This is a genomic window from Flavobacterium cryophilum (assembly GCF_048286555.1).
In the GTDB taxonomy this organism is placed as follows: Bacteria; Bacteroidota; Bacteroidia; order Flavobacteriales; family Flavobacteriaceae; genus Flavobacterium.
In genome coordinates this window covers 71,714-89,909 of sequence record NZ_JBLVPZ010000002.1, presented here as the reverse complement: position 1 = coordinate 89,909, position 18,196 = coordinate 71,714, and the positions used below count along the sequence as shown (strand labels likewise).

Below are 18,196 nucleotides of genomic sequence, written 5' to 3'. Positions count from 1 at the left end.
ATTACATGAAAAATATATTTAACACAATTAAAAAGTCCATCATACCACTTCTGGGAGTGGTAATGATTGCCTCTTGTGGAGAGGAACACGATTTCACTCCTTATGCAACAACTGCATTTGAAAACACTTCAAACGTGAAATTTATTCACGCCGCAGTTGGTGCGAACGGAACAAATTTTCAAGTGAATTATTTTATGGGAGCGGAGAAAATCTCTTCTGTTGGGGTTAATGTTGGTCTTCCTGTTGGAACTTCTTATGGATTGCAATATCCAGCGTCTACCAGTTATAGTATGGTAAAATCAGGTGAACAGACCTTAAGCGCTATATCTCCTGTAATTGCCGCTACTGCGACAGTTCCTCAAATTCCGACGGTAGAACGTTATGTTGGTAAACTAGTAACCGAGAAAGGCAAATTCTACACCAATTTCCTTATTGGATCATTACCAACAGTTGCACCTTTTACTTATTCAATGTTTCAAATCAATGATGATTTATCAGTAGCCAATTTGGACAAAACAAAAGCTTACATTCGCTTTATCAATGTGATTACTAACTCTCCTGTAGTTGGTTATGACTTAGGAATTATAAAAACAACTTCAATCAGTGGAGTTACACCTGTAATTACAAAAGAGATTCAAACCTATAAGAATATAACTTTCAAAGGCGGTGACGAAAAATTCATTGCTGTAGAGCCACAAGATCCTACTGATACAAGAGGCTACCAATTACAATTGCGTTTAGCAGGATCCGCAGCAAACAATTCAACTCTTACTGCTCCAGCACTTGTAGCAAATCAAGCTAATATAGGAACTGGTATTTTTGTTCCTAGAGCAGGTAGAATTTACACTATTTATTGCAGGGGTTATGCTGGTGGATTATCCGCAGGAGCGCCTAGCACAACCGTAAACATTCCTGTAATAACTTTTTATACCAATAAATAAGATTTAGAAAAACCACTTCAGAAAATTCTTAAGTGGTTTTTTGTTAACTAATCTCATTCAACCCATCGTACAAGTAGTTTTTTCCCTGTAAAAAAATAGATTTTTTTTTTAAAACTATAAGTCTATTTCTTTTATGGAATGGTTCGCTATGAACTTAAATCAATGGCATATCTATAATTGAACATAGTAATTTTATTAATCACTTTTAAAAAACACTACAATGTATTTTATTTTAAAAAAAAATATTTATTTATTGATCGTAATGATTACTATCAGTTGCTATTCTTATTCAAAAGATAACATTGCAAAAAAAAGAATCTCAATTGATTCTGTAAAAATTAAAACAGGCGCTGATAATTACGATAAATACCTGCCTTTATTACAAAATAAAAAGGTTGGAATCGTTACCAATCAGACTGGCATTCTTTCTAATAAAATACATCTAGTAGATTTTTTATTAGAAAAAAAAATAGCCATCCAAACCATTTTTGCTCCTGAACATGGGTTTAGAGGAACTGCTGATGCCGGAGAACATGTCGTTGACGGAAAAGATGCCAAAACCAGACTCTCAATTATTTCTCTTTACGGTGATAATAAAAAACCAAAAGCAACACAATTAGTTGGAATTGACATTATGTTATTTGATTTACAAGATGTTGGCGTACGTTTTTATACCTACATTTCGACTTTGCATTATGTCATGGAAGCCTGTGCAGAAAACGGAATTCCTCTTTTAATTCTTGACAGACCAAACCCTAATGGCAGTATCATTGATGGTCCACTTTTAGAAAAAGAATTTACCAGTTTTGTAGGCATGCACCATATCCCGTTACTTCACGGAATGACTATCGGGGAATATGCACAAATGATAAATGGAGAAAAATGGCTTAAAAATGCGGCACAATGTAAATTGACCGTTATTTCTTGTGTTGATTATAATCGAAAAATGGAATATAGCTTACCTCTAAAACCATCTCCAAATTTACCAAATGACCAATCCATAAATCTATACGCGAGTTTGTGCTTGTTTGAAGGGACCAATGTGAGTGTGGGCAGAGGAACCGAAAAACAATTTCAAATTTATGGTTCTCCTTTTTTAACGAAAAGCACTTTTACTTTTATTCCAAAACCAAATTTCGGAGCCAAAGACCCTATTTATAATGGAAAAAAGTGTTTTGGAGAAGATTTAACAACTTACCCAAAGCTAACTCGATTGGAATTAAAATGGTTGATTAAAGCCTATCAAAATACCAGTGACAAAACTAAATTCTTCAATCCTTTTTTCACAAAACTTTCTGGAACAAAAAAATTACAGCAGCAAATTGAAAGTAGAATTTCAGAAAATAAAATAAGAAAAAGTTGGAAAAATGGATTGACAGCATTTAAAAAAATGCGTATGAAGTATATAATCTACTAAATAAATGCTTGTTTATTGCCAAATAAAACAGAACACTATTTTAATAAAATACAAACATTGAATCTGGCCGACAAAAAATAAAAAAATCTCCAATCCGTAAAAAAATAAGAAATGGCAAAAATTAATCCTGATACTGAACAAGAATCTCTCTATTCAAACTTAGATAAAATGAGTACTAATGAACTACTCTCTAATATAAATAATGAAGATAAAAAAGTAGCGGATATAATAGAAAAACAAATCCCAAATATTGAAAAATTGGTTGATATTATTGTGTCTAAAATGAAACTTGGTGGAAGACTATTTTATATCGGTGCGGGTACATCAGGACGAATCGGTATTCTTGATGCTTCAGAATGTCCGCCTACTTTTGGCGTTCCGGACAATTGGATTATTGGCATCATTGCAGGTGGCGACTCAGCCATTAGAAAAGCAGTAGAAAATGCCGAGGATGACATTGATCAAGCTTGGAGAGATTTATCAGCCTACGACATTTCTAGTTTAGATGTGGTTATAGGAATTGCAGCTTCGGGAAATACTCCTTATGTTATTGGCGGATTAAAAAAAGTGAAAGAAAACAATATCGCAACTGGAAGTATTTCCTGTAATAGTGAAAGTCTGGTTTCAAAACAAGCTGATTATCCTATCGAATTGATTGTAGGTCCAGAATTTCTTACCGGAAGCACGAGAATGAAAGCTGGAACATCACAAAAATTAGTTTTAAACATGATTTCAACATCTGTTATGATTAAACTAGGGCGCATATATGGCAACAAAATGATCGACATGCAATTGTCTAATAAAAAACTAGTACAAAGAGGTGTTGAAATGATTGTAGAAGAACTACACATTGACGAAAAATTAGCTTTTGAATTACTAAAAGAACACAAAAGCGTCAGAGCCGTTTTATTGGCTGAAAATAAAAATCTAGAAATTTAATCAGCAAACCATTTTAAATCTGTTACAGATTCATAAAAAACAATAAACCTATAAAGATACAAAATGACTCCAAGTGCAATCCTAATCCTTATCATCGTTTATTTCGCAACATTATTCTACATCTCACATAGAGTCAGCAAAAAAGATGATGGGAATGATGCTTTTTTCACCGCCAATAAAAATTCAAAATGGTATTTAGTTGCTTTTGGGATGATAGGAACCGCTCTTTCGGGAGTAACTTTTATATCTGTTCCGGGAGAAGTAGGCGCCGCGAGTGGCGAACAATTCAAATATTTTCAGTTTGTATTGGGTAATGCTATCGGATTTATAGTAATTACAAAGTTATTATTACCACTGTATTACAGAATGAATCTAACTTCTATTTATGGATACATAGAACAGAGAATGGGGCTTTACAGCTATAAAACCGCAGCTACTATTTTCTTGATTAGCAGAACGATAAGTTCTGCATTCAGACTCTATTTAGTGGTAATAGTATTACAGCGTTTTGTATTTGATTATTATAATATTCCGTTTGCATTAACTGTATTAATCTCCTTGCTGCTCATTTTTTCTTACACCTACAGAGGTGGATTGAAAACAATCATTATCACGGATACCTTGCAGACTTTTTTCCTTGTAACATCAGTTTTCCTTACAATTTATTTTATTTGCGACAGTATGAATTTAAGTGCCGTTAGCGCTTTCAATGAAGTTAAAAACAGTAATTATTCACAAATATTTTTCTTTGATGATTTCCTTGGAAGTAAATTTCATTTTGTAAAACAAATAGTAGGAGGAATGTTTGTAACTATAGCCATGACTGGGCTGGATCAAGATTTAATGCAAAAAAATCTGAGTTGCAAAAATATTGGTGATGCACAAAAAAACATGTTTACCTTTACGGGAATCTTCGTTATAATCAATATTTTCTTTTTAAGTGTTGGTGCTTTACTATATATTTATGCTGATAAAAACGGAATTGAAATCCCTGTTGATTTAATTACAAATAAACCCAGAACCGATTTGCTTTTTCCTGAAATCGCATTAAATCATTTATCAACAATTCCGGCAATTATATTTTTATTAGGGATTATTGCAGCCACTTTTGCCACTACCGATTCTGCGCTGACGGCTTTAACTACCTCTTTTTGTGTCGATTTTTTAGGAATGGGCAAAACCGAAAATAGCAGTAAACAAAATACCGTCCGTAAAAGACATATTGTTCACATAAGTTTTTCATTATTAATCTTCTTAGTAATACTCATTTTCAATTCAATCAATGATAGTTCTGTTGTTGGGATGATATTCAAGGTTGCTTCTTATACTTATGGCCCATTATTAGGATTATATGCTTTTGGTCTGTTTCAAAAATCAAGAAACGTAAATGATAAATTAGTCCCATTTATATGCCTATCAGCTCCTTTCTTAACCTATATAATAAATGAAAACTCTAAAATATTGTTTTCGGGTTACGTATTTGATAACGAATTAATAGTTCTAAACGGACTCTTAACTTACTTAGGATTGTTCCTGACAAGTTCCCATAGCATTAAAAAAATTAGTTTTTAGATCACATTAAAAACACCAATGATTTACCAATCACATGCACTAAAAATAATTCGATGAAAAATTACTTTATAAAGATTAGCCTCTACGCCGCATTTATATTTTTGATTACCAATTGTGCTACTTCAAAAAAAACCAATACAATTACCGCTTTAAAAAAAGCTTCCTTTTCAAAAGAAATAGATATTTATATACCTAAAAGTAAATCAGAAAGAAAGACTTTTTTTAAAAATTCTGAAAATGAAACGATTTGGGCCGACAGTATCTACAACAAAATGTCGCTTCAAGAAAAAATAGGACAACTATTTATGATTTCGGTATATTCTAATAAAGATTCCGTTCATGAAAATAGAACCAAGGCATTAATTCAAGACTACAAAATAGGTAGTGTGATTTTTTTTCAAGGTGGACCAGTTCGTCAGGCTAAATTAACTAATCAATATCAGTCTAAAGCCAAAGTTCCTTTGTTCATTGGCCTTGATGCAGAATGGGGTTTGAGTATGCGATTAGATTCTACGTATCGCTATCCTTGGAATATGACTTTGGGAGCAATTCAAGACTTAAATTTAATTGAAAGTGTAGGAAAGAATATGGCTAGTGAAAGCAAGCGAATGGGAATTCATTTCAATTTTGCTCCTGTCCTTGACATCAACACCAATCCTAAAAATCCTATTATTGGAAACCGTTCTTTTGGTGAAAACAAAATTAATGTGAGTAATAAAGCCATTGCATTAATGAAAGGAGTACAAAGCCAAGGCGTTTTTAGCACCGGAAAACATTTTCCCGGTCATGGAGATACATCAACCGATTCGCACCTAACATTACCTCTGGTTGATTTCTCAAAAGAACGAATTGATTTGATTGAATTGTATCCATACAAACGAATGTTTGATGAAGGATTAGTATCTGTAATGGTTGCACATCTAAACATTCCTAGCTTAGAATCGAAAGAAAATTATCCTTCTTCAACTTCTTATAATGTAGTAACCAATCTACTTCAGAAGCAATTAGGTTTTGATGGTTTAATTTTTACCGATGGTTTAGCGATGAAAGCGGCAAGCAATTTCAAAGCTCCTGGTGATCTGGAATTAGCTGCACTTCTTGCTGGTAATGATATTTTACTTTGTCCGGAAGATATACCAATAGCAGTTCAAAAACTTGAAACGGCCTATAATGATGGTATTATTACGGAACAACGTTTGTCCCATTCTGTAAAAAAAATATTGCATTATAAATTTAAAGCAGGATTAAATAAATATAAGCCAATCGACATAGCAAACTTATACAATGATATCAATCCTTCACAAAATGATGCTTTGCACTATCAATTGTATGAAAATGCTGTTACCGTTTTGAAGAATAAAAAAGAAATACTTCCTATCAAAAATTTAGATCAAAAAATTGCATACGTAAAACTGGGAGATGATGTCAACAGCACTTTTGTAACAACATTAAAAAAATATACCGAAGTGACCGAAATATCAAACACCGATATTGATAGTCTAAACACCGAATTAAAAAAATACAATACTGTTATCATTGGTTTCCACAAATTAAACAAAACTTGGGAAAAACAGAATTTTACGGAAACTGAATTGCTTTGGTTACAAAAAATTGCAAAGCAGAACAAAGTAATTTTAGATATTTTCACAAAACCTTATTCCCTATTGCCAATCACTACTTTTGATGATATTGAAGGATTAATAGTTTCCTACCAAAACTCTGATGTAAGTCAGGTGGTTTCAGCAGAGTTACTATTTGGAGCTATCGAAGCCAAAGGAAAATTACCCGTATCCATTAATTCATCCTTCCATATAAATGAGGGCTTATCAACCAAAAAATTAAACCGTTTGGGTTTTACAACCCCAGAAAATGAAGGAATGAATCCAGAGATTTTATCTAAAATCGATGCTGTAGCCCAAAAAGCAATTGATGGTAAAATGACACCCGGAATGCAGGTGCTTGTCGCTCGAAAAGGAAATGTCATTTTCCAGAAGTCCTATGGTTACCATACCTATGATAATACCACGAAAGTTTCAAATTCGGACTTATATGATGTAGCCTCGATTTCAAAAATGATTTCGACGCTGCCTAACGTGATGCAATTATACGATCAAAATAAAGTGAATCTGGATACCAAATTAAAAAAAATGGTTCCCCTTTTTGCAAAAACAAATAAAGAAAACATCAACTTCAAGGATTTACTGACGCATTATGCGGGACTTCAGGCCTGGATTCCATTTTACAAAGCAACCTTGGACACTGAAAACAAGCCTTTGGAAAAATACTATCATAAAATAGCTGACTCCCAATTTTCCACAAAAGTAGCCGACGGTCTTTTTATAAGAAATGATTATCACTATACAATTATGAAAATCATTGCCAATAGCCCATTATCAATTAAAAGAGAATACAAATACAGCGATTTCACTTTCATTATCCTGAAAGAATACCTCGAAAGAAAAACTAAAAAGAAATTAGAAGTTTTAAGCCAGAAAAATTTTTACAGCTCACTTGGAATGAATAATACCCTTTACAATCCCTTAGAAAAATTTGATAAAAATCGAATTGCACCGACTGAAGTTGATAATTATTTTAGACACCAAGTTGTTCAGGGATACGTTCATGATATGGCAGCGGCAATGGAAGGTGGAATAGCCGGTCATGCCGGAATTTTTTCTAACGCTATGGATGTCGCCAAAATGATGCAGCTGTTTTTACAAAAAGGAAATTACGGCAATAAGCAATATTTTTCCGAAAAAACATTCGATGCCTTCAACACTTCCTATTACAGTTCTGAAGGAGTTCATAGAGGTTTAGGTTTTGATAAAAGAATAGGAAAAGACGGATCTACTTGTACCTGTGTTTCTGAATCCAGTTTTGGTCATACCGGATTCACCGGAAACATAGCCTGGGTCGATCCCGAAACAGAGATTGTTTATGTTTTCCTATCCAATAGAACCTATCCGGAAGTTTCTGGTGAAGGAAATAAATTATCTAAAGAAAAAATTCGCGAAGACATTCAGCAAATAATTCAGGAAGCAATCATCAAATAAAATTGTTGACACCATTTTAGTAAACCTGAATGAAGTATGTTTCAAATGATTCCATTATTCTAATAATTTAAACAAAAAAATGACAAAAAAGCGTTTAATTTCACTAGATGTATTTCGAGGATTTACCATTTTATTAATGACTATTGTCAACAACCCGGGAAGTTGGGCCGCTATTTATCCGCCTTTGGCACACGCAAAATGGCACGGCTGTACTCCGACCGATTTAGTTTTTCCTTTTTTTATTTTTATAATGGGTAGCGCAATTCCTTTTGCAATGCCAACGAAACAATTTGACTATGTAGTTTTTAATAAAATTATAGTTCGATCCTTACGAATTTTCTGTTTAGGATTATTTTTAAATTATTTCAGTAGAATTGAATTATTGGCCTTAGAGGGGATTTCCTTGTTACTACTCAGGTTGATGATAACCTTTGCAGTCGCTTATGCACTTTTAGGAAACTTCAGTTTAAAAATTAAAACCTACTTCGTTTTTGGAATTTTTTCAATATTATTAATCTTAGCATACGGTCAAATTGAAGCATTTCAGGATGTACGAATCCCAGGAGTTTTACAGCGAATAGGAATTGTATATTTTTTTGTCTCTCTTTTATATTTAAAAACAAATCTGAAAACACAACTTCTCGTTGCTGCATCAATTTTATTGGGTTACTGGATTGTAATGGCTTTTGTTCCAGTTCCGGGATTTGGTGCCGCAAATTTTGAAAAAGGCACCAACTTAGCTGCGTGGTTGGATAATTTAGTATTAAAAGGACATCTATGGAGTTACGCCAAAACTTGGGATCCAGAAGGAATTTTGAGTACTCTCCCGGCTGTAGCTACAGGAATTCTTGGAATGTTCATAGGCCAAATTTTAAATTTGAAAATCCAACAAACTGAAATTCTAAAAAAAATAGCAGTCGTCGGATTTGCATTACTAATTGCAGGCTTGCTTTGGAGTCTCCTGTTTCCTATCAACAAATCACTTTGGACAAGTTCCTATGTACTATATTCTGCAGGCATCGCCACCTTAAGCCTAACATTATTATACTTCCTAATAGATGTTGCAAACTATAAAAAATGGACAAAGTTATTTTTAATTTGGGGTGTAAATCCTATGATTGTGTTTTTCTTTTCGGGAATAATTCCAAGAGTTTTGAGTGCCATTAAGATCGAAAATCCTGAAATAGCTTCGGAACAGATCAATCTTCAAAGTTATTTTTATAAATTTTGTATTGTTCCCATTTTCAGCAATCCTATGAATGCTTCATTAACTTTTGCATTGGTGTATGCTGTTTTTTGGTCACTAATATTATGGGGGTTTTATAAAAATAAGTTAATTTTTAAAGTATAACCTTTCCAAATTATCTTAATAAGTTTTTTTCCATTTGGCGGTTAAAAACAATAGTCTGCTATTCATGACCAATACATTCCTTTTATTTACATTTTCTTATTCAGTAATCCATTCTATTCATTTTCTTTAAGTCATCTAAAAGAAGGTCCGAAAATTGTCCCACCGTGGTCATTTTAAAAGCCTATTTACAGGGCTTAACAAAGGTTTTACTTAATCACTTTCAAAACAGTCTTTTTCAGGGTGTTTTTTTAGTTTAAATTCGTTAAAACAATTTAATGTTGGCAACCTCTAAAGCGACAAATCCTGATACAAAGCAATTTAATTGGTTTTTTAGAATGTAATTTCAGTTTCAAAAATCATGTTTTTTTGTTTTTATTTTTGTAATTAAATAAAATACAGCTGTTTTTAAAATCAGTTTGACTTATCTGAATCATTTCAACAGAATTTTTAAAAAACAAACTGGAAAGACACCGACAGTTTACCAAAATGATTTATCAAAAAGCAAAGCCGATAAAAAAGATTAGTGTTATCCTGTTCCATTTCATCAGACTTCCATATCTTTGAAATAACTTACCAATCAAATAGTGAATAGGTCAAAAGAGCTGGATGCAATTCCTTGCAAAATCGGGGGTAACTTAAGTAATATCGGGGGTAACTTCTTACACTTACATAAATGATTTTGAAGGTTGTAAATTGGAATTCAAATTTATGATACAATTTACAGTTGGGTAGAATATATTTCGGATCAACGGTATACATGGCATCCCTATTTAAATATAAGCTATTGCACCAACCTAAAATAAATTGTACGCGATCTTAAATCAGGTAGATGGTTTATATTGGCAATAGAAAGGAACGGAATTAAAATTTCCTGTTCTCGCGGTGGCCATAAATTAATTGAACGCAATCAAATTTTGATAATTTAAAAAAATATCTTACAATGAACAGAAAAGAGTTTTTAAAATCGGGCACTTTATTAGGTGCAGCTTCGTTAATACTTCCAACAAATGAGACATTTGCCAAAAATTTAGCTAACAATTCAATTGATAAGTTGGTGGATGCAAACGGAAATTATATTCAACAAACGCTTCCGTATAGTGAAAGTTTTTTAGAACCCTATATGGATGCCGAGACCTTGCATTTGCATTATACGTTTCATCATGGTGGCGCGGTCAAAGGGGCAAACAAAGATTTGCAAATGATAAAAAAAGCATTGGACGAAAACAATTTGGAAACTGTAGATTTTTGGACCAAAAAATTATCCCATCATTTTTCATCACATATATTGCATTCCATATTTTGGACAAATCTGACGAACAGGAATACCCTGCCACAAGGCGAGTTACTAAAGCGAATCGAGAAAAATTTTGGCAGTTTCGATAAACTTAAAATCTTAATTGCTGCCACTTCTAAAAACGTAGATGGTAACGGTTGGGGAATTTTGGCCTATCAACCATACAGCGACAGTTTAGTCATCTTGCAATGCGAAAACCACGAGAAGCTAACGCAGTGGGGCGCCATTCCGCTACTGGTTATTGATGTTTGGGAACATGCCTATTATTTAAAATACAAAAACAAACGTACGGATTTTGTAGATGCATTATTCAATATTATCAATTGGGATAATGTTGCACTGCGACTCAATGATGCATTAAAATTGATGCAATAAACATATCAAAAAAAACAATGAATATTAGTTTTGTAAATTAATTTAAATAAACTAATCTAACTTCATGAACGCATTAAATTCCACAAAACACTCAGTAGTGGCGAAAGAAGTTGTAAAAAGTTTTAAATCAACTAAAATGGTTTGAGAATTGTCTCAAAAAGGTTACAGTTAAAACATAAAGAGTAAAAGGCAAATAATAGACTTATTTCAATTATTTGCCTTTTACTCTTTATCATACTTTTACATTATTTGTAGATCTAAAAAGTGATCTTTTAACTAAAACGGTCAAACCAAATATCAAAAAATAATGTTTTGTAATTGATACTCATCTAACTTTGGTCGAAAATCATACCTCAAAAAAAAGCGCCTTGACATATTATCGAGACGCTTTTTTTTACTATCCAAAAATACGCTTATTTCAATAGCTGCTGCAAAGGCTTCAACTGCTCTACATCAATATTAGATTCCTGCAAAACGCTTATCATTGTCATAATATCTGTGGGATTCATATCCTTGCCCAAAATTCGAACAACAGCAAAACCGTTTTCCTTTCTATTAGCAAAGAGCACAAACTCTTCAATATGCTCATCTGTTCCTACAAAACTCACCGATGCTCCTTCCTTACCTGAATTAAACTTCATCAGCTGTTGGTACTTTTTGTCTTTTAAAATCAGATTAACCTTCGCACGTTCAATTTCAAATTGAGCCTTGTTTTTATCATTCAACTTGAAAGCCAAAATATTCATCTTATCAAACGACTTTAAAGCATCGCTCTGCGCAATTGATAATTTTGTTTTATCAACATTCAGAATATTAGGTGACACATCCAAAGCAATAAAATTTTTGTTTTCGGTATTTTCCACAAAATATTTTTGCAAGGTCGGTTCAGAGTTACAGCTTACAAGAAGCAAACTGAATAGTAGCGCTAATACATAAACTGTTTTCATTACTTATTTCCTTTAGTTGCGTTCTTCAAATCTTCGCCACCAGGAATTTTCATCTTATTGGTAAGAACAGACAGTTCGTCTAAATCGAAATTACCTTTTAAAGACATTAAAACGGTATCATCATTTTTAGCGCCTTCAATAAACATAAATAATTCTTTTATTTGAGAATCACTTGCTCCTGATTTCACTGAAATTTTAATGCTTCTACCATTCTCATTCACACGCATCAGTTCTTCTAATCCTGCCGTTTTTATGTATTTATCAGCTATAACTTTCATTTCGCCTTCTATTCTGGCGCTTTTGGTCGTAAAGACTTTTAAATCATCCAGTTTCTTTATCAAGCTCAGGTATTGTTGCATTTCTTTATCAGAAGCATCCATTTTTACTTTGCTCATCAAATCAAACATTTTTTTATTGACAATGATTGAGGTAACGCCTTCTTGCCCGTCGAATTTATCAAAAATCGCTTGCGCAAAAAATGTGCTTGAAACTAATGTGAACACTAAAGTGAGTATAATTTTTTTACTCCAGTTGAGATTATTGTTCATTTTGTTACTATTGATTGTTGTTTTCATCTTTTTTAAATTGTTTTGGTTTAAAATTATTATTGTTTTTACTATTTACTCAAGTCAATTACGACCCACCAGATTGCTTTTTAGTATTAATGAATATTTTATCTTTTGTGGATTGATATTCTTGAATATATTGTACACTTTCTATGCCAACATTTACATTATCTGACAATACCGATAATGCTTTTTGAGTTGCTCTGAAAGCCTCTTGGGGATCGTCGTACGTCCCTAAATCCTGGCTTTTATTTACAACCACATCACTATGATAAGCATAGGTTCCTATTCCCAGCAAAACAACAACCGCGGCCGCAATTGATATCCACGCAATAGTACGTTTTTTAGCATGCAGTGGAATTTCCGACGTAAACTGATGGGCTGCCGCAAGAGAGAAATACCCAAATATAGGCTTGTATTGTTCTAAATGCTGCGCAACATTCGATGAAGAAAAATAATTACGTAATTCATTTTCTTCTGCAATACTGGTTTCTCCCTGAAAGTATTTTTCTACTAAATTTTCTATTTTAACTAATTCCATATTTGTGTGTTTCTGTCATATAATCCCGTATCGTCTTCCTTGCTCTTGAAAGTGCCACCCGAATTGCACTCTCATTCATATCGAGTATTTTTGCAATTTCCTCAAATTCGTATTGTTCAATATCTCGCATTTGAATAATCAATCTTTGTTGAACGGGTAATTTATCCATTATTTTCTCCACCCAATTCAAACTATCCAAATCTTCTATTTTCTTCTCCAGAGCCGGTTCCCTATCGATATAATTTGTATGAACGATTTTAAGATTTCCTGTTCTTTTGGATTTTAGCTGGTCCAAACAATAATTTTTTGTCATTGTCATTGCAAATGCTTCTACACTGCCGTACTGGGCTAAATTTCCATTTTTATTCCATAATTTAACCAAAACTTCCTGAGTAGCGTCTTCTGCTTCTTCAGTACTTACAAGCAATCGCTTGGCCAGCCTAAAGACTTTATCTTTAAAAGGAGTGACGAGTAGTACAAACTCATTTTGGTTCATATAAAAGCAGGTTTTAAACTTAGTATATAATGTAGACGACTCATTTTTATTTTTGTAACAAAAAAAACTTAAAATAAAACTAAAGTTAGTATTTTTACGTTTATTATATTAAAATCCAAACATGAGAACAAGTTTCAAATTTACGCTTTTATTATTTATAGCAGTTTTCACTTTCCAAAGCTGTCAAGATAATGATGATGTTGCACCGCCAGCAAGCTTAGATATTCAAGATTTTATTTGGAAAGGGCTTAACCAGTATTACTTATGGCAGGCAGATGTTCCAAATTTGGCTGATGACAGATTTGCTGACCAGACTGAATTAAACACGTTTCTAAAAGGGTATCCCGTACCCGAAGAGCTTTTTAATGCGCTTAGAGTCGACAAATCCATAGATCGATTCAGTTGGATTGTGGATGATTATTTAGAATTGGAAGGAGCACTTCAAGGAACAACTAAAAATAACGGAGTTGATTTTGGTTTAAGCAGAAAACCCGGAAGTACCACTGAAATATTTGGTTATGTACGTTATATCATTGCAAATTCAGATGCCTCAAACAAGAATATTAAACGTGGTGATTATTTTACTGCCGTTAATGGAACGCAACTTACTTTGAGTAATTATGAGGCACTATTGTTTGGTTCCAATGAAACTTACACCTTAAATCTAGCCGATTATAATGGAACTACCATTACGGGCAACGGAAAATCAGTGGAGTTAACAAAAACCGTTTTATCCGAGAATCCAATTTTAATCAACAAAGTAATTACTTCGGGTTCACATAAGATTGGATATTTGATGTACAATGGTTTTTATGCTAATTATGACACGCAATTGAATGATGCTTTTGGTTCACTAAAATCACAAGGAGTTACTGACTTAGTTTTAGATTTACGATACAACGGAGGTGGTTCAGTACAAACGGCTACACGATTAGCAAGTATGATTACAGGACAATTTACAGGAAAGGTATTTGCAAAACAACAATGGAACGCTAAAATTAATGCTTATTTTGAAGCTGAAAATCCAGCAGCTTTAATAAATAATTTTACAGATAAAATAGGAACCACCGCAATAAACAGTTTAAACTTGACTAAAGTCTATATATTGACTACTCAAAGTACAGCATCAGCAAGTGAATTAGTAATCAACGGATTAGAGCCTCACATCAATGTCATACAAATTGGCGATGTAACCGTGGGTAAAAATGTTGGGTCTGTTACTCTATATGACTCCCCTACTTTTGGTTCGGAAAACAGAAACCCAAACCACAGATACGCCATGCAGCCGATTGTATTGAAAATTGTGAATTCGACCGGTTTTGGAGATTATTTCAATGGGTTACAACCCGATTTTTTAGTAAAAGAAACAGTTAGTACATTTGGCGTTCTTGGAGACTCTTCAGAACGTTTATTGAGTACCGCTATTGGAAAAATAACCGGAACATCCAGAATGTTGAAACAAAACACAGGAGTAGATTTTGAGTTTTTCAAAGATTCGAAATCAGTCAAAGGAATCCAAAATCAAATGTATGTTGAGAAAGCTCCTGAAGGACTTTTGAAAGCATTGGAATAAGATAAAGACAACACAATAAAATTATTTTTTGTAAGTTATTATTGAATAACCTATTAAATCAAAACCACATGAAAAAATCAATTCCGGTATTTTTGGCCTGTGCAACCATTGTATCTTTCGCATTTGTAAAACCAGATATTAAAGAGCCTAAACAAATTAATGTCGTTATTGATGCTGGGCATGGCGGATCCGATTTTGGAGCTACTTCGAGCAGCAGTACTGAAAAACAAATTGTAGAACAAATCACTAACAAAATCAAATTTTTAAATAAAAACGAAAATATTAGTGTTCATCTTACCAGAATTGGAGATGAATTTCTGTCTTTGAATGATCGTTCAGTAATCATTAACAAAATCAAACCTGATTTAGTTTTATCATTGCATGTCAATAAAAGTTCAAATGTAGCAAAATCAGGAATGGAATTTTACATTGCCAATGAATCGATTACGAATGAAAAATCAAATAAAATTGCGAATGAACTACGTACTAAATTCATTCAAAATAATAATTTAAAAGCATCTGAAATAAAGAATGCTCCTTTTTTTATTTTAAAAAAATCGGAAGTGCCAGCAGTGCTTGTAGAATTGGGTTACATGTCCAACCTTGCTGATAGAGAGTATTTAACCAATGATTTGGAACAAAATAAAATTGCAGCAACTATAATAGAATTCATTTCAGAATTGAAATAAAAATAACTTTAAACTAAAAAGAGGCTTTCATCACTGAAAGTCTCTTTTTTTTATAATTCAAAATTAAAGAATCTGATTTTTTCCCAACAAAAAACCCGTTCCAAATTAGGGAACGGGAATTAAGAACTAAAACTAAAATATATTCTTTTAGAATACCAAATTCAAACCTAATTTAAAATTTCTTCCTCTAGTACTGTATCCACGACTTTCAACAAAATCTTTATCTAAAATGTTATCTACTGTACCAAAAACATTCAATCTGTTTTTGATTAAATCATAACGAATATTGGCATTAACTATTTGATAATCTTTTAAAATTTCTGCATTTAAAACGGGATCGTAAGTTGGTGCAGGATATGTTGTGTATTCTAAATATCGGTCTGACACAAACTGATATGCCAGATTAAAGGCTAGACGCGCTGTTGCTTGCACATCCACAGCAGCATTTACTTTGTGTTTTGGATTTAGAATACGGGATTGTCTTTCTAATTCTGTAAAAGTATAATTGGCATTGAATTTTACTTTATCATTAAAAGCATAAGAAATCATTGTTTCAAGACCTTTGGCTTTGTTTTTCCCATCTACATTAAAGTATTTGTAGGTCGTCAAATCAAATCCTATTGCATCTTCCTCTTCTCTTTGAAAAGCGACAGCATTCAAAACTAATTTCTTGTTCAATGCGCTTACTTCAAAACCAACTTCCGCAGTTGCATCTTTCTCTGGAGACAAATTCAAATCACCATAAGGTGAGTACAATTGGTACAAACTTGGAGTGATGAAAGCAGTACTATAGGACGCTAATACTTTTAAATTTTCAGAAAAAGTGAAAGAAGGATTAATATTGTACACAAAATTATTTCCATATTTACTATGCATATTATAACGAGCTCCTGCATTTAAGTTTAATCCAAAGTTTGAATTATAGACCACCGTTGCATAAGGATCAATCATATTGAATTTTGCTACATCAGTTGCAATTGCATCATACTCGCTACTGTTTGACATTTCGTGGAACTGAAATTGTGCACCTGTAACCACAAATAACTGAGATGAAATTTCATATTTATTAAAGGCATCTACATTAACACTTCTTGACTTCGCTAAGAATAAAGAGCCAAAACTAAAGATATCACGGGTGATTACATTTGCGCCCGTATTAATCACAAATTCTCCTTTGTTGTATTTATATTTTGGAGTAAAACCAACTCTAAATTGCTCTGATAAACTAAAATTTTCAAGATCATCTGAAAAGGAACCTGCATCAAAATCGCTTTTCATTCGGTCATAATTAGCAAAGAAATCAAATGATAATTTCTTATTTGGCGTAAAGCCAATTTTTACAAGAGAATTAACTCTTGAAAAAGCATCATTTTCAAATTTAGTATTTGAATTTAAAGGTTTCGCTTCAGAAATTCCTGTGGTCTCCGTACTATTCAACGAGGCAAAATAATTCACTTTTTCAAAACCTCCGTTTACCGCAAATCCCTGATTGTAATCTTGCACACTATAATTTGCGTTTTTGGCAACTGTTTGTGTACCAATATTCAGATATGCATTTCCAGCGATTGCTTTTTTACCTGCTTTTTTTAGTGTAATATTAATTACACCAGTCGCAGCTCCCGAGCCGTATAAAGTACTCGAAGCGCCTTTCATAATCTCAATACTTTCAATTTGTTCCACTGGAAGTAATCTCAAATCATAGGATAAGCTAATACCGGAAGCATCCGTTACCGGAACGCCATCAATCAAAATTAAAACCTGATGATTTCTTCCTCCACGAATGTAAAGTCCTAAATCTTTACCATTACGGCTTTGGTTTCCGTTGATTTCAACACCGGCTACCGTACTTAAAATCGAAGCTACTGATTGTCCTGCTTTTTTCTTCAAATCTTCAGCAGTAATTTTCACAATAACTTTTCCTGATTTTTCTTTTGGCAAAGCAAATTTCGAATCGGAAACAACAACCTCATCTAGTTGTTTTGGCTCTTGATCTTGGGCATACGTGTTCATTGCAAATAACAATGCAATCGCACTAAAGCGAATGAATTTTTTGTTCATTTTAAAAATGTAAAATTTAATAAATGGGAGAAAAGCATAGAATGACCCATACCCAAACCTTTTTTCCCGAAAGTTTGATATTTGATGTAATAGGCAGGTCTCCTGGCTTGCGTCTTGTTGTTTACCTTCCCAAGAAACTGAAATAAATTCAGCTAGCTCAGTGGTTTTGTAGATAACAACAAGCTTTATAGCTTACAGTTGCGGGTACAGCTCAGGATTTTTGATTTAAGATTTAGGATTCTTGATTTAGGATTTAAGCCCTGAAATCTGATATCTAAAACTTGAAATCTATCACCTGATTCCCTTTTAATGTGGTTTGAAAAAACAAACCTCAACCTCAATACGGCGGCAAAGATAAAATTATATTAAGTTAATAACCTAAAT

Annotated in this window: 14 protein-coding genes and 1 riboswitch; of the genes, 9 read left to right on the top strand and 5 right to left on the bottom strand. The window is 33.0% G+C overall.

All coding sequences use genetic code 11. From position 1 onward, the window contains the following. Positions 1–5 precede the first annotated feature (5 nt). The 7 genes from ACNQGJ_RS05745 to ACNQGJ_RS05715 all read left to right on the top strand — a co-directional run bounded on the left by ACNQGJ_RS05745 (position 6) and on the right by ACNQGJ_RS05715 (position 10,942). Positions 6–941 (top strand): hypothetical protein, encoded by a 936-nt coding sequence (locus ACNQGJ_RS05745; protein WP_417972080.1) that lies wholly within the window; start codon positions 6–8, stop codon positions 939–941. A gap of 220 nt (positions 942–1,161) precedes the next feature. Further along, positions 1,162–2,358, top strand: a complete 1,197-nt coding sequence (locus ACNQGJ_RS05740; RefSeq protein ID WP_417972078.1) for an exo-beta-N-acetylmuramidase NamZ family protein — start codon at positions 1,162–1,164, stop codon at positions 2,356–2,358. Between the two features lie 111 nt (positions 2,359–2,469). Further along, a complete protein-coding gene (murQ, locus tag ACNQGJ_RS05735; protein WP_417972076.1) occupies positions 2,470–3,297 on the top strand; it encodes an N-acetylmuramic acid 6-phosphate etherase in 828 nt (275 codons plus the stop codon). A gap of 63 nt (positions 3,298–3,360) precedes the next feature. Beyond that, entirely contained in the window at positions 3,361–4,869 is a 1,509-nt protein-coding gene (locus ACNQGJ_RS05730) for a sodium:solute symporter (RefSeq protein ID WP_417972074.1), read from the top strand. A 53-nt stretch (positions 4,870–4,922) separates the two neighbouring features. Next, complete coding sequence (locus ACNQGJ_RS05725) at positions 4,923–7,922, top strand: glycoside hydrolase family 3 N-terminal domain-containing protein (protein ID WP_417972072.1); 3,000 nt, start codon at positions 4,923–4,925, stop codon at positions 7,920–7,922. A gap of 79 nt (positions 7,923–8,001) precedes the next feature. Beyond that, positions 8,002–9,273 carry an acyltransferase family protein gene (locus tag ACNQGJ_RS05720; protein ID WP_417972070.1) on the top strand — a complete coding sequence of 424 codons (1,272 nt, stop codon included), beginning with the start codon at positions 8,002–8,004 and terminating at the stop codon, positions 9,271–9,273. 940 nt (positions 9,274–10,213) lie between these two features. Continuing rightward, a complete protein-coding gene (locus ACNQGJ_RS05715) occupies positions 10,214–10,942 on the top strand; it encodes a superoxide dismutase (RefSeq protein WP_417972068.1) in 729 nt (242 codons plus the stop codon). Between the two features lie 413 nt (positions 10,943–11,355). Here the strand turns inward: ACNQGJ_RS05715 and ACNQGJ_RS05710 are convergent, their stop codons facing one another. Genes ACNQGJ_RS05710 through ACNQGJ_RS05695 form a run of 4 tightly spaced genes read right to left on the bottom strand, consistent with a single transcriptional unit; the run spans position 11,356 to position 13,492 of the window. Then, positions 11,356–11,889 (bottom strand): DUF4252 domain-containing protein, encoded by a 534-nt coding sequence (locus ACNQGJ_RS05710; RefSeq protein WP_417972066.1) that lies wholly within the window; start codon positions 11,887–11,889, stop codon positions 11,356–11,358. Next, positions 11,889–12,464 carry a DUF4252 domain-containing protein gene (locus ACNQGJ_RS05705; protein ID WP_417972064.1) on the bottom strand — a complete coding sequence of 192 codons (576 nt, stop codon included), beginning with the start codon at positions 12,462–12,464 and terminating at the stop codon, positions 11,889–11,891. Before ACNQGJ_RS05705 ends, ACNQGJ_RS05710 begins: the two co-directional genes overlap by 1 nt. A gap of 58 nt (positions 12,465–12,522) precedes the next feature. Continuing rightward, on the bottom strand, positions 12,523–12,996 hold the full coding sequence (locus tag ACNQGJ_RS05700) for a hypothetical protein (protein WP_417972062.1): 474 nt from the start codon (positions 12,994–12,996) through the stop codon (positions 12,523–12,525). After that, positions 12,983–13,492 (bottom strand): RNA polymerase sigma factor, encoded by a 510-nt coding sequence (locus ACNQGJ_RS05695; protein ID WP_417972060.1) that lies wholly within the window; start codon positions 13,490–13,492, stop codon positions 12,983–12,985. Before ACNQGJ_RS05695 ends, ACNQGJ_RS05700 begins: the two co-directional genes overlap by 14 nt. Positions 13,493–13,613: 121 nt before the next feature. On the opposite strand from ACNQGJ_RS05695, the gene ACNQGJ_RS05690 reads away from it, so the two are divergent. Together ACNQGJ_RS05690 and ACNQGJ_RS05685 are read left to right on the top strand one after the other, a co-directional pair. Beyond that, a complete protein-coding gene (locus ACNQGJ_RS05690) occupies positions 13,614–15,065 on the top strand; it encodes a S41 family peptidase (RefSeq protein WP_417972058.1) in 1,452 nt (483 codons plus the stop codon). Positions 15,066–15,133: 68 nt separating this feature from the next. Next, positions 15,134–15,754, top strand: coding sequence for an N-acetylmuramoyl-L-alanine amidase family protein (locus ACNQGJ_RS05685; RefSeq protein ID WP_417972056.1), 621 nt, complete (start codon positions 15,134–15,136; stop codon positions 15,752–15,754). Positions 15,755–15,901: 147 nt separating this feature from the next. Here ACNQGJ_RS05685 and ACNQGJ_RS05680 read toward each other — a convergent pair whose 3' ends face one another. Next, entirely contained in the window at positions 15,902–17,812 is a 1,911-nt protein-coding gene (locus ACNQGJ_RS05680) for a TonB-dependent receptor plug domain-containing protein (protein ID WP_417972054.1), read from the bottom strand. 74 nt (positions 17,813–17,886) lie between these two features. After that, positions 17,887–18,161: riboswitch (cobalamin riboswitch) on the bottom strand. Positions 18,162–18,196: the final 35 nt, after the last annotated feature.